This window comes from Paludibaculum fermentans (assembly GCF_051172195.1).
GTDB lineage: Bacteria > Acidobacteriota > Terriglobia > Bryobacterales > Bryobacteraceae > Paludibaculum > Paludibaculum fermentans_A.
In genome coordinates this window covers 2,865,762-2,878,301 of the sequence record NZ_JBPJAQ010000001.1, presented here as the reverse complement: position 1 = coordinate 2,878,301, position 12,540 = coordinate 2,865,762, and the positions used below count along the sequence as shown (strand labels likewise).

Here is a 12,540-nt window from a genome sequence, read left to right as displayed (position 1 = left end):
CTTAGCGCAACAGGGCTTCGCCGGAGGGCAACAGCATCTCCATGCTGACGTCGGAACGGACATAGGGCGACGGCTTCACACGGTCGGCCGGCAGGTGAACAAACCCGCAGCTTTCGTACAGGTGGATGGCATTGACAAGCCGGTGGTTGGTTTCCAGGAAGAGGCGTGTAGCGCCCAGTTGCTTGGCGTGTTCTATCAACGCCATCAATAGCTTGCGACCTATGCCCTGCCCGCGCAGGGTTTCGTCCACGGCCATTTTGGCCACCTCGTAAGCGCAGCCAGGCATGGCCAGCAGAGCTCCGCAACCCACCGCGCGTCCGCCGGACAAGGCCATCAGAATGTGTCCGCCCGGATTCAGGATCTCCTCCACAGGGTGATCCAGCACTTCACGATCCTTGTCCTCAATGGTGAAGAGAGCGGCGATCCAGGCTTCGTTCAGCTCACGGAAAGCTTTCTCGTCGCCGGGCCGAAAGGGGCGAATGAAGACAGCATCTGGAGTAGTGTCCATAAGAGTCCTGATTTCAATCTAGACAGAATCAATCAGAACGTCCAATATACTGTTCATACGAATTGAGACGTTATGGATATCAATGAAGAGATCGAACTGCGCCACTTGCGCTACTTCCTGGCGGTGGCGGAGGACCTTCATTTTGGCCAGGCAGCCAAACGGCTGCATATGGCACAGCCGCCGTTGTCGCAGCAGATCAGGCAACTGGAGCGGATGCTGGGGCATGCGCTATTTGTACGCACGTCCCGATCAGTGGAGTTGACGCCGGCGGGCCAGGTGCTGATGGAACGGGCGCGCCGAACGCTGGCGAAGGTGCGGGAGGATGTCGAGGCGGTGCAGCGCACAGGCCGGGGCGAGGTTGGGTCACTGACGGTGGGCTTCGTCGAATCAGCGATTCTGAGCAGGCTGCCGGCGGTGCTGGGACGCTACCGCGCGGTGTACCCGAAAGTGCAGTTACGGCTGCACGAGTTCCATACGCAGCAATTGGTCGATGCCCTGCGGAATGGACTGGTGGACGCAGGACTGGCGCGGGACGCCGGAGCCGAGGATTGGCTGCAAGTGGAGCCTGTGGTGATCGAGCCTTTCATTCTGGCGGTGCCGAAGACTCACCGCCTGGCCAAGCAGGAGACGGCGTCCTGGGCTGAATTGAAGGACGAGCCGTTTGTCTTCTTTGAACGCTCAGCCGGGCAGAAGGCGTGGGACCGGACGATGGAGAACTGTACCCGGTTCGGCTTTCGGCCCAATATTGTCCAGGAGGCGGAGCAGTGGTTGACGGTGCTGCGGTTGGTGGGCGCAGGGCTGGGAGTGACGGTGGCCCCGGCCTCAGTGGCGGGCATCGCACATGCGGATGTGAGGTGCCTGAAGCTGACGCCCCAGGGCGGCGCCACACACCTGGACCTGGTTTACCGGCGGGACGCGAGCAACCCGCTGGTGGGCGGATTTCGCCGTCTTGTGCTGGAAGGGTTCTCTGAGCCGGCGGCCGGCGCCGTGGAAGAATTTCCGATGCCATGAGCGATTCTGATGACCGATTTCGCAGATCAGGTTGATGGACCAAACAGCCACACTCCCGGAGTTCAAGTACCACCCGGACCCTGTAGCCACCGGCGTGGTGGTGCGCGACGAAGACGCCCCGTGCCTCTCATGTAACCGGATTCGCGGGTACATTTACGACGGCCCGGTGACGTCTGAGAAATTCCACCACCTGACGCACTGCCTGTGCCCGTGGTGCATTGCCGACGGCTCCGCTGCGCGGCAATTCGGGGCGGAGTTCGCGGATTCCGGAACGATGGAGGGGGTATCCCAGGAAGTGCGGGATGAGATCGCCCAAAGGACCCCAGGTTTCCATAGCTGGCAGGAGACGCAGTGGCTTGTCTGCTGCGGCGACGGCGCCGAATTTCTGGGTGCGGCCGGAAGCAAGGAACTGAAGACGCAGTTCCCGGACGCGATGCCGGCGGTGCGGCAGCACCTGAAGGAAGACTTCGACCTTTCGGGCGCGGAGTTGAAGGAGTTTCTGGCAGCGCTCAGCAAGGACGACCAGCCGACGGCCTACATTTTCAGGTGCCGTAAGTGCCGCGAGTATCTGGCTTACGTGGACGAGACTTAGGCGCCGGGCGACGGCCATGACGCTGTGCGAGTTTGCGTGGGGCTGCTTGCGGTTCGACGCGGTGGCGGCGGTGGCGAAGCGGTCGTAACAACAGCAATCCATGATCGGAATCGCCGCGGGACGGCGCTGGTAGGGATGGATGACGAATACGACGGTAGTTTTCCTCGACTTTGCGCTGGCCGCCACGCTCGGTTTTCTCGGACTGATGGTCTACCTGCGAAACCAGCCGAGCGGGCCGGAGGGTCCTGTTGGGGCATGGCTGCTGCTGGTGCCGCCTCTCTTCTTATTGGGCGGCGTGCTGGTGAAGCTGGCGGGAAATGGCGTGCTCGACTGGGTGCCGGGCGGCCGGTTGACGGCCTGGGGCATGGCGGCCGGCATCTGTATCGCGGCGATGGTGACGATGTGGTTCCTGGTGGCCACCCCGGATTCATTGTGGGAGAAACTGGCGGCACTGGTGCCCTGGGTCCTGGTGGCAGGGGCATTTCTGGCGGTGCACGGCGGCAACCAGCCGTCGCCGGGGATGAAGACCGTGATCGCCGGTGTACTGGGTGCTGGCGGTGTGGCTGGATGGGCGCTGGTGCTTTGGGGCATTGGGTTGTATGTTCAGAGCGAGAACAGGAAGAGCATCGCGGACATGGAGCGGGTTCGCGCGCGGGAACAGTCGAGGATCGACGAGTTTCATGCCTTGGGCGAGAACGCGGAGCTGTGGAAGTACTTCGGCTATATGTACCTGGAGAACGAGACGGAGAAGCAGCGTTGCCGCGCGCTGATTGCAAACCGCCCCGACTTGAACACGAAGCTGGTTGAATACCTGGGCTACCCTACGCTGCAGTCTTCGGTGGTCAACTATATTGCGGATGTCTACGAACACCCGCCGGCGTCGCTGGCCGTTGACTATGGCCTGTTTCTGGAGCGGCAACTGGCGGCGTGGCGCCCGGTTCTGGATGACGCTTCCACGCCTTATGACCGGAGGCGCGAACTGGCGCCTCTATTTCAAGCGGCGACACGACTGGAAGACGCCGGCGGCGACCTGGCGGGTGCGCTGACGGCTTGGCGCGACTATCTGCGAACGCTGAAGGGCCTGAACGACCTGGCGGACGAGATTGACGCCACTTTGAAGGCACACGCGCACTGAGGATTTTGCGAGAGGCGTGATCGATTTTACGGACCTTTCGCGCTGGATTAGACGTTGGAAAGATGACTGAGAGGTAATGACAAATGGGACTGAATGAACGCCGGAAGATCAAAGAGATGCAGGAAGTGACGCTGCCTGGCCGGGTGAAGGAGATCGAGGAGATCTGCGGAGCGCCGATCCCCTACCAGGTGGACTGGGAGAGCATGGCGGACGACGGCCAGGCGCTGAACTTCGTGGATAACATTTCGTGCCACCGCCTGAACATGGCGTTGCGCATGATCTGCCAGGATGACATGGGCAAACAGGCGGTAAGGGAAGGCCTGAAGGAGGTGAAGCTGAAGAATGTGAAGGATCGGGAATCCATGGCGATCACCTTCAATGGCGGGGTGCTGGAAATGCACTGTGCGTACGCGCTGGGGGCAGGCGGGATGTTCAGCGACGGAGAGATCCGGCAACTGCTGGAACAGCGCCTGTAAGGGCATGCTGAGGAGATTCGCGCTGATTATGCTTCTCCCTGTCGTTGCCATGCGGGCGCAGGACTTGGCGGGGCACTATGTGCTGCGCGGCGCACATGAGGTGGGGTCGGAACTGCTGTTGAAGCCGGATGGCCGTTTTGAATACATGCTGGCCTACGGGGCGGCGGACTACTCGGCCAGAGGATCGTGGAAGAGGCAGGAAGGTGTGGTTGTGCTGAACACGCAGGCGCCTGTCCTGCCGCCCTTCCGGATGGTGAAGGGCGAATCGAACAAAGAGGAGTTCTCCCGGGTTTGGGTGAAGGCGGCGAACGGGCAACCGGTGCCGCACATCCGGGTGGCGGTGAAAGCTGAGGACGATGTGAAGGAGAGCAAGACCTCGAACGAGGGAGCGGCTCTGTTTCCGCGATCTGAGCGGGCTCGGGAGGTGATGTTTTCCGTGCCCGTCTACGGATTGGAGGCCGGGCCCTTCCGCCTGGATCCAGCGCAAAACGAATACTACTTCGAGATCAACGGCGAGGCGATCACGACGGTCCGGTTCAAGGACGAGAAGATGGTCATCGACGGCAAGGATCTCATCCTGCGCTACTGGGGCGGCGACCGGCCCATGCGCTATGAGCGGCAGTGACGTGGACACCAGGAATAGCAAGTTCGTCGAGCCGGACGACACGCAGACGGGGGAGTGGATCGATCACCGGGAGGCGTTCTTCTGGCACGACCGAACCCCGTATGAGGTGAAATTCGAGATCGAGAAACTGACAGGGACCCTGCTGGTGCGGGACCCGGAGCAGACCGAACGCCTCACTTACGTTGGCGAGTCGAAGACGGGCGGTACAAAGCACGTATTGAGGTTGCGGTTTGAGGCCGTAACGCCGCGACGGCCTTACATGTTCGAACCGTGGACGGACCCGCGGGAATACCGGAACCAGTTCACGCTGTGGGTGGAGATGGCTGCACCTCGCAGGTGGGTGAAGGAGGAAGCGTTCCAACGGGACTTGAACCGGGCGTTTGAATGCTGGACGCTACGCTTGCAGTGCGGGTCGGGCGGCAACGGTTGGGCAGACGAACTGAGGCCGCTGTACGACCGGCAGGTCCAGGAAAGCCTCGAGCGCGAGGAGAAAAAATCCCGGGTCAAGGAAGACCCGAAAGCGATTGAGGCTCTCCAGCAGGCGGTTTTGGCCGCGTTGCGCGGGGGCAAGAGGTTCAGCACGGCGCACAAGGAAGGCGGGTCGATCCTTTCCTTTAGCGGGCATAGTTTTGTTCGGGTAGATTATGGAGACGAGCCTGGGCAGCAGGAGTATTCGAACGACGCGGAGATGCTGCAGGCGATCCGGAATTTCTACGACTGGGAGTCGCGCAGGGATTGCTACCCCCACCGGCCCCCGGAGGTGGAAGTGTGGCGCTACATCCAGCGCCAACTGAGGTAGTTTCCAGGACCGGAGGGCTCCCCGCGGCGTGAATCCTGAAAGTTTCATCAACATTTAACATGGCCGTGGGGTGTGCGGACATTTGCGGCCGGCAGCCTATCTTACTCACATCACAGTACTTTCTCGATCGGCCCGCCTTGGACCCGCAAGTTAGGGTCTTGCCCTGTACAGCTTATGGAGGGATTATGGATGTGTAGCTCCTATTAAAGCCGTTTCGGATCGGATTAATTGAAATGAAACCCTCGTCTGGCAAGGCCCTCAAGTCCGCTCACGATTTCCTAGGTCATGCGGAGCACCCGCTTGACCCCTTCTTCCGACCTAAGAATATAGCCGTCATCGGCGCCACAGAGAATCCGGGCAGCGTAGGCCGCACCACTCTGTGGAATCTGATCAGCACGCCGTTTGGAGGCGCCGTCTTCCCCGTTAACCCCAAGCGGGACAGCGTGTTGGGCATTAAGTCGTACAAGTCTGTCAAGGAGATCCCGGCCGAAGTGGATTTGGCCGTGATCGTGACGCAGTCGAAGCTGATTCCCGGCCTGGTGGCCGAGTGCGGCGAGATTGGCGTGAAGTCAGCGGTGGTGATTTCGGCCGGTTTCAAAGAGGCCGGGCCGGAAGGCCAGGAGTTGGAGCGGCAACTGCTTGCCAATGCGCGCGCGGCGGGTATCCGGATTATCGGGCCGAACTGCCTGGGGATCATGGTGCCGCCTTCGGGCGTCAATGCCACGTTCGCAGCGGGCATGGCGCGGACGGGCAGTGTGGGCTTCCTGAGCCAGAGCGGCGCTCTCTGCACGGCGGTCCTCGACTGGTCGTTGAAGGAGCAGGTTGGTTTCAGTGCGTTCATGTCGCTGGGCTCGATGTCCGATGTGGGTTGGGGCGACCTGATCTACTATCTGGGCAACGACCCGAAGACGCGCTCCATTCTGATTTACATGGAGAGCGTAGGCGATGCGCGGTCGTTCCTGTCGGCGGCGCGCGAGGTGGCCTACACGAAGCCGATTATCGTGATCAAGGCCGGTCGGACGGCGGCGGGCTCGAAAGCCGCGGCGTCGCACACGGGCTCGATGACGGGATCGGATGATGTACTGGATATCGCGTTCCAGCGCAGCGGAGTGCTGCGTGTGAAGAACATTTCGGACCTGTTCTACATGGCCGAAGTTCTGGCGAAGCAGCCGAGGCCCAAGGGCCCGAGGCTGACGATCCTGACGAACGCAGGCGGCCCTGGCGTGCTGGCGGCGGATTCGCTGCTGCTGGGCGGCGGCGAACTGGCTGAGATCTCCGAAAAGACGATTAGCGAACTGAGCGAGTTCCTGCCTGCGTCGTGGAGCCATGGCAACCCGATCGATGTCATTGGCGACGCCGGTCCGGAGCGGTATGCGAAGTCACTGGAAGTGGCGGCGAAGGATCCGAACAGCGACGGCCTGCTGGTGGTGTTGACGCCCCAGGCGATGACGGATTCCACGCAGACGGCGCAGATGCTGAAACCGTACGCGAAGCTGGGCGACAAGCCGGTGATCGCGAGTTGGATGGGCGGCGTCGATGTGGCCGCCGGCGAGCAGATCCTGAACCAGGCGGGCATTCCCACCTTCCCGTATCCGGACACGGCGGCGCGCATGTTCAACTACATGTGGCGTTACGCGAGCAACCTGAAGGCCTTGTACGAAACGCCGAGCTATGCCAAGGATGGCGGCTCAGTGGATGCCGCCGCGGCCAGCGCCATCATTCAAAGGGTGCGAGGAGAAGGCCGGACCATCCTGACCGAGTTTGAGTCGAAGGATGTTCTGGCGGCTTACGGTATCCCGACTTTGCCTTCGCGGATCGCCTCGACGGAAGACCAGGCCGCGGATGCGGCAGAATCCATGGGCTACCCCGTGGTACTGAAACTGCACTCGCTGACGATTACCCACAAGACCGACGTGGGTGGCGTGCAGTTGAACCTGAAGACGGCTGATGCGGTGCGGGGCGCTTTCCGCTCGATCAGGGATTCCGTGGCGGCCAAGGTGGGCCTGGAGCACTTCAATGGCGTGAATGTCCAGCCGTTCGCGAAGCTGGATGGCTATGAAGTGATCCTGGGCTCCTCGATCGATCCGCAGTTTGGCCCGGTGCTGCTGTTCGGCATGGGTGGCCAACTGGTGGAAGTATTCAAGGACCGGGCGCTGGCGCTGCCTCCGCTGAATTCCACACTGGCGCGGCGAATGATGGAGCGGACGAAGATCTACACAGCCCTGAAAGGCGTGCGCGGCCGGGCTCCGGTGGACCTGCCGGGCCTGGAGCAATTGCTGGTAGCCTTCAGCCGGCTTGTGGTGGAGCAGCCCTGGATCAAGGAGCTCGACATCAATCCGCTGATGGCGTCCCCGGAACGGCTGCTGGCTTTGGATGCCAGAGTCGTACTGCACGAACCGGACACGAAGGAAGAGGACCTGCCGAAGCCGGCGATCCGCCCGTACCCCATTCAGTACGCGGGGCAGTGGACGATGCCGAACGGCGAGACGGTCACGATCCGGCCCATCCGGCCGGAGGATGAACCGGCGATGGTGAAATTCCACGAGTCGCTTTCCGAGCGTACGGTCTATCAACGCTACCTGCAACTGCTCAACCTAAGCCAGCGGACGGCGCATGACCGGCTGACGAGGATCTGCTACATCGACTACGCGCGGCAGATGGCGCTGGCGGTGGAGCGCACCGATCCGAAGACCGGCGTGGCGGGCATCATTGGCGTGGGCCGGCTGCAGGGACTGGTTGACGTACCCGAGGCGGAGTTCTCGATTGTCATCTCGGATGACTTCCAGAAGCAGGGCCTGGGCAGCGAGTTGCTGAACCGGTTGATCTCGATCGGCAAGGCGGAAGGCGTGAAGGTGATTGTCGCCGACATCCTGGCAGAGAACTCAGCAATGCAGAAGATCAGCGAAAGGGCTGGCTTCAAGCTGAAGCGGGATACGGGCGAGCCGGTGGTGGGCGCCCGGCTGGAGCTCTAAGTTCTAGGCAACAGTAGGGGGAGGCAGGCCGATGGCTTTCTGGACCTCCCCCGGTAAACCACTGATGAGCTTGCCGGGGCCGGGTAGTTCAGGCAGATTCGGGCTACCGGGTTTGGCGGCTCCAGGTGCACCTTCGTTGCCGATGAGAACCGTTGCGTCACCCTCTACAATCACACCGCCGTGGACGGTGTGGTCGCCCAGGCGCGCGGCAGGCAGGTTATTCACCAGGACGGTGGTCGCGCCTTCGGCGATTTCGTCCTCGGGCCCGCGGCAGATGCATTTGTGAGTAACAGTGGACTGCTTCTGATTGCCGGTGACGACCGTCTCAACGCCTTGGATGATGGGTCCGCCGACGTGCGGAGTGGGCGGCATTCCAGGATTCATCGCGTTGCAGACGTGCATGTCTCCGATGCGAGCGGCAGGCTTCCCAGGCATGGTCTATCGTGTCGTCCTTATGAGGGAGTCTAGCGGCCGACCGGCGGCAAGTCAACGGCACCAGGCTTCGCGGGTACAGCAGCTGACCCCATAGTAGAGCAGGTCAGGCATCCTTGTGTTTGCTCTGCGATACCAGGCTGCTGGCTCTCAATAACGAGTCGAAGGTGCCGGCATCGGTCCACCACCCATCGAGATAGGAGAACCGCAGGGATCCTTCCTGGATATAGGCATTATTGACGTCGGTGATTTCCAGTTCGCCGCGGGAGGATGGATCGAGAGTCCTGATTTTGGCGAAAACCGAGGCGTCGTACATATAAATGCCGGTGACGGCGTAGTTGGACCTGGGGAGCTTGGGCTTCTCCTGGATGTTGACAACATGGCCGCCACGAACTTCGGCGACGCCAAAGCGTTCCGGATCGTGTACCTCCTTCAGCAGGATGCGGGCTCCGGACTCCTGCTTGTGGAACTCGCTGACGGCCGCATCAATACCCAACTCGATGATGTTGTCGCCAAGAATGACGCAGATCTTGTCACCGTCGGCGAAGTGCTCGGCCAGGGCCAGTGCGTCGGCTATGCCGCCATCGCCCTCCTGGTAGGTATAGTTCAGGCTGGTGAGCCCAAACTGGCGCCCGTTGCCCAGCAATTGGAGGAAGTCTCCGGCGTAGTTCCCGCCCGCCACGATGAGAATGTCGCGAATGCCGGCATTCACCAATGTTTGTATAGGGTAGTAGATCATTGGCGCGTCATAGACGGGCAACAGGTGCTTGTTGGTGATTTTGGTCAGAGGGAAGAGACGGGTGCCCTTGCCTCCAGCCAGGATGACGCCCCTCATGCCGGGCTTCTCTGTAGGTTAAGTACCATTAATCGCCACCATGATACACTAGCCAGCCGTGAGCCTATTCGACTGGAACAGCATCGCGCGTGAGGCAATGACCCCGCTGTTGACGCGTCAGGTGATTCACACGCCGCTCATGACGGTATCACGACTGGAAATGAAAGCCGGAGCCGTTGTGCCGGTGCACTCGCACCACAATGAGCAGATTACGACGGTGCAGAGCGGGTGCCTGCGGTTCTTACTCAAAGACGGGCCCGTCCTGGTTTCGGCGGGGCAGGTGCTGACGTTGGCTCCGCATGAGACGCATGGGGTGGAAGTGCTGGAGGACAGCGTCGCGATCGACCTGTTCACTCCGCGCCGCGAGGATTGGATCTCCGGCGACGACGCCTACCTGCGCGGCGGCAAAGGTTAACGCAAGGGAAAGACCCAGCGGGGCCCCTCGGGCGTGAGGGCGATGACGTTGTCGCGGTCGTTGAAGAGCTTCAATACACGAATGCCCCTGGCGATGGTGCTACGACGCCAGGATGAGCCTTCGAGGGACTCCAGCACCACGCCATCGGCATGACCGATGAAGACGCCCTGTGGATGGACCAGGACGGCTCGCGGTTCGTCGAGGGGTTCCAGGCGATGCTCGATCCAGAGCTGTTTGCGGTCCGGCGGAGGTTCGTAGGCGACGATGCGGGCGTTTTTGGCGGTTGTCTCGGCCCAGAATAGCCAGTCGTCCTTCCACATTCCGAGCGCAGCGAGAGCGGCTTTGGGCGTGTCGTGGAAGATATTGACCGCGAAGATGCGCCAGTCGACGTCAAGTTGGCCTGGATTGCGCACCCAGTAGTTGCCCAGGAAAAGATCAGGCAAGCCATCGTGGTCGACATCATGAACCAGCATGCCGCCCTGCTGCGAGGCGGTATAGATGGAATAGATCTCCTTGTACTCGAAGGTGGGGAAGAGATAGAAGCGGAGCTGTGAATTGAAGTGGGGGACGAGTACACCGCGGCGGCCGGCCAGGGTGAACTCCAGGCAATCGTGGAAATCGGTCTCCTTCTCGACAATGCTAGGCCGCCAGGAGGGGGCTTTGAGGAGAACGAGCGGTGAGGAGCCGGGATGCTGCTGAACGAGGAGGTCGTCCCGTCCATCCCCATCCACATCGGCCACGCAACCGCCCGGGCCGTAATCAGCCTGGTTCTGAAGCGTCCTGGGCGCGCCTCCGTCGAGGGGCCACAACTGAAGCTTTGAGCCCCAGGTGAGGAGCGCCGGCTTAGGATGGGCCACCAGCGCGCCGCCCCGGATTTGGGCCTGGAGCGGCGTGAGGAGGAGCAGGACTAGTGGCAGCCCTTGCAGGTGAACTTTCGTCCGTGGCAGGAGGCACACTCCATTTTGGCCATCTCTTTACTTGAGTGCTTATCGCCGAACTCAGCTGTATGCGATGTGGGCCGGAAGTTCGGCACCTTGGCTACGTGGCACTTCTCACAGGATTCGGGCGGGTTGATCTTGTTGTGGCAGACGAGGCAATCGGACATCTGCGGGTAGTGCGCCTTCACAATCTTGTCGTGCGGAACATTCTCGCTCTCGGCGATGCCGCGGTGGCAGCCGGTGCAGGCGTCCTTGGCAACGGCGAGTTCGGCGGTGGTGGGCGGATGGGATCCGACGTATGTTCCGCTCTTCACGGCGGCAGCGACAACTGGGGCGATGCTGCCCATAGGCACGTGCTTCGCGTGATTGAACTTCTGGACGCCGATGGGGCGCGGTTCGCTGATCTCCACCTCGTCGTGGCAGGTGGCGCAGGCGCTCTTATCGGGCAGGTTGTTGTCTTCCGCCTTGGTCGACGTGGTGGCGGTGGTGTGGCAGTTCTCGCAGGACGCGACCTGCGTGAGGTGATACTTGTGCGAAAAAGGCCGTTTCGGAGCGGCGGCCAGTAAGGCAACCGCTCCAAACAGGGACAGCAGGACGATTATTTTGCGTAAGTGATTTTCCAAAGCTTATTGCCTCCATCCTCGGAGACCAGGAGGCTACCATCCTTTGCCGGAAGCACGCCGACGGGGCGGCCCCAAACCTCTTTGGAGTTGGGGTCGGACATGAAACCACTGAGGAAATCCTCCTGCGGTCCCGACGGTTTGCCGTTCTTGAAAGGTATGAAGACGACGGAGTAGCCGGCACGCGATGCGCGGTTGGATGAACCGTGGAACGCGAGGAAGGCGCCGCCCTGGTACTTCTTCGGGAATTGCTTGCCCGTGTAGAAACGCGCGTCCAGAACAGCGACGTGCGACGGGCTAAGAATGACATCGGGCACAATGGTCTTCGCCACGAGATCGGGCCGTTGACCCTTGTTGCGGGGCTCCTCGTTGGGTCCGATATAGGCGTAGGGCCAACCGTAGTAGGCGCCGGGCTGAATGGAGGTGAAGTAGTCGGGCACGAGATCGTCGCCCAGTCCATCACGCTCCTGGATCGAGGCCCACAACTTACCGGAAGAGGGATTCCAATCCATGCCCACAGGATTGCGAATGCCGCCGGCGATGACTTCGCGCTGGGTTCCATCCGGATTGTAGCGGAGGATGGCGGCGCGGTACTCCGGATCGCCCGGCGTGATATTCGAGCGGGACCCGATGCCCATATAGAGCGACTCGCCCTTCTTATCGAACAACAGGGTGCGTGTCCAATGGCCCTGGCCCTCGCCCTTCAGCGGGATGATCTCCTCACCGGCAGCCAACTCCTGCTTGGCGGAATCGTACTTGTAGCGCTTGATTGAAGTGGCTTCGGCGATGTAGAGGTAGCCCTTCCAGATGGCGAGGCCGTAGGGGCGATCCAGGTCGCCAACCAGTTTCTTCTTCTCGTCGTCGCTGATCCTGCCGTCTTTGTTTCGATCGGTGAGGGCATAGACCGCGCCCTTGGCCGCGCTGTCGGAGACGAGGATCTCGCCAGCGGGTCCTGTCAGCAAATAACGCGGCTTGGAGAAGCCGGAGGCAAACTCGGTGACGTGAAACCCGGCAGGCACCTTCAAAGAGACGCCGTCCGGCTGTTTTACAACCTTCGGGCCGTTGCTGGCGGAGGGGGTCTGGTAAGGGGCGGGCAGCTTGGGGGGGTCAGAGGCGACAGCGGTGGTTCCCAGTGCCGCCACCGCAATCATCAAAAGAGCGGGAAATTGCATCTCTGCCATT

The 12,540-nt window shown here is 61.4% G+C and carries 14 protein-coding genes; 8 read left to right on the top strand and 6 right to left on the bottom strand.

The genetic code is table 11. The features are described 5' to 3' along the window. Nucleotide 1: 1 nt before the first annotated feature. Nucleotides 2-508: a GNAT family N-acetyltransferase gene (locus ACR9Y2_RS11805; protein ID WP_435041478.1), complete on the bottom strand. Its 507-nt coding sequence runs from the start codon at nucleotides 506-508 to the stop codon at nucleotides 2-4. Between the two features lie 72 nt (nucleotides 509-580). On the opposite strand from ACR9Y2_RS11805, the gene ACR9Y2_RS11800 reads away from it, so the two are divergent. From ACR9Y2_RS11800 to ACR9Y2_RS11770, 7 genes are all read left to right on the top strand, one after another. Beyond that, nucleotides 581-1,519 carry a LysR substrate-binding domain-containing protein gene (locus ACR9Y2_RS11800; RefSeq protein ID WP_435041477.1) on the top strand — a complete coding sequence of 313 codons (939 nt, stop codon included), beginning with the start codon at nucleotides 581-583 and terminating at the stop codon, nucleotides 1,517-1,519. Between the two features lie 34 nt (nucleotides 1,520-1,553). Beyond that, on the top strand, nucleotides 1,554-2,111 hold the full coding sequence (locus tag ACR9Y2_RS11795) for a CbrC family protein (RefSeq protein ID WP_435041476.1): 558 nt from the start codon (nucleotides 1,554-1,556) through the stop codon (nucleotides 2,109-2,111). A 139-nt stretch (nucleotides 2,112-2,250) separates the two neighbouring features. Beyond that, nucleotides 2,251-3,246: a hypothetical protein gene (locus ACR9Y2_RS11790; RefSeq protein ID WP_435041475.1), complete on the top strand. Its 996-nt coding sequence runs from the start codon at nucleotides 2,251-2,253 to the stop codon at nucleotides 3,244-3,246. 83 nt (nucleotides 3,247-3,329) lie between these two features. After that, nucleotides 3,330-3,722: a hypothetical protein gene (locus tag ACR9Y2_RS11785; protein WP_435041474.1), complete on the top strand. Its 393-nt coding sequence runs from the start codon at nucleotides 3,330-3,332 to the stop codon at nucleotides 3,720-3,722. A gap of 28 nt (nucleotides 3,723-3,750) precedes the next feature. After that, nucleotides 3,751-4,347 carry a hypothetical protein gene (locus tag ACR9Y2_RS11780; RefSeq protein ID WP_435041472.1) on the top strand — a complete coding sequence of 199 codons (597 nt, stop codon included), beginning with the start codon at nucleotides 3,751-3,753 and terminating at the stop codon, nucleotides 4,345-4,347. A gap of 1 nt (nucleotide 4,348) precedes the next feature. Further along, on the top strand, nucleotides 4,349-5,146 hold the full coding sequence (locus tag ACR9Y2_RS11775) for a hypothetical protein (RefSeq protein ID WP_435041471.1): 798 nt from the start codon (nucleotides 4,349-4,351) through the stop codon (nucleotides 5,144-5,146). A 233-nt stretch (nucleotides 5,147-5,379) separates the two neighbouring features. Next, nucleotides 5,380-8,118 carry a bifunctional acetate--CoA ligase family protein/GNAT family N-acetyltransferase gene (locus ACR9Y2_RS11770; protein ID WP_435041470.1) on the top strand — a complete coding sequence of 913 codons (2,739 nt, stop codon included), beginning with the start codon at nucleotides 5,380-5,382 and terminating at the stop codon, nucleotides 8,116-8,118. Nucleotides 8,119-8,121: 3 nt separating this feature from the next. Here ACR9Y2_RS11770 and ACR9Y2_RS11765 read toward each other — a convergent pair whose 3' ends face one another. Then, nucleotides 8,122-8,553, bottom strand: coding sequence for a PAAR domain-containing protein (locus ACR9Y2_RS11765; protein ID WP_435041469.1), 432 nt, complete (start codon nucleotides 8,551-8,553; stop codon nucleotides 8,122-8,124). A gap of 103 nt (nucleotides 8,554-8,656) precedes the next feature. Beyond that, the gene (locus tag ACR9Y2_RS11760) at nucleotides 8,657-9,385 is read right to left on the bottom strand and encodes a sugar phosphate nucleotidyltransferase (RefSeq protein WP_435041468.1); all 729 of its coding nucleotides are present in this window, start codon (nucleotides 9,383-9,385) and stop codon (nucleotides 8,657-8,659) included. Nucleotides 9,386-9,443: 58 nt separating this feature from the next. Here ACR9Y2_RS11760 and ACR9Y2_RS11755 point away from each other — a divergent pair, with 58 nt between their 5' ends. After that, the gene (locus ACR9Y2_RS11755) at nucleotides 9,444-9,800 is read left to right on the top strand and encodes a cupin domain-containing protein (RefSeq protein ID WP_435041467.1); all 357 of its coding nucleotides are present in this window, start codon (nucleotides 9,444-9,446) and stop codon (nucleotides 9,798-9,800) included. On the opposite strand, the gene ACR9Y2_RS11750 is transcribed toward ACR9Y2_RS11755, so the two are convergent. Genes ACR9Y2_RS11750 through ACR9Y2_RS11740 form a run of 3 tightly spaced genes read right to left on the bottom strand, consistent with a single transcriptional unit; the run spans nucleotide 9,797 to nucleotide 12,530 of the window. Further along, entirely contained in the window at nucleotides 9,797-10,756 is a 960-nt protein-coding gene (locus tag ACR9Y2_RS11750; protein WP_435041466.1) for a hypothetical protein, read from the bottom strand. The genes ACR9Y2_RS11755 and ACR9Y2_RS11750 overlap by 4 nt on opposite strands. Further along, nucleotides 10,708-11,361, bottom strand: coding sequence for a hypothetical protein (locus tag ACR9Y2_RS11745; RefSeq protein WP_435041465.1), 654 nt, complete (start codon nucleotides 11,359-11,361; stop codon nucleotides 10,708-10,710). The genes ACR9Y2_RS11750 and ACR9Y2_RS11745 overlap by 49 nt, the downstream gene beginning before the upstream one ends. Then, nucleotides 11,337-12,530 (bottom strand): PQQ-dependent sugar dehydrogenase, encoded by a 1,194-nt coding sequence (locus ACR9Y2_RS11740; protein WP_435041464.1) that lies wholly within the window; start codon nucleotides 12,528-12,530, stop codon nucleotides 11,337-11,339. The genes ACR9Y2_RS11745 and ACR9Y2_RS11740 overlap by 25 nt, the downstream gene beginning before the upstream one ends. Nucleotides 12,531-12,540: the final 10 nt, after the last annotated feature.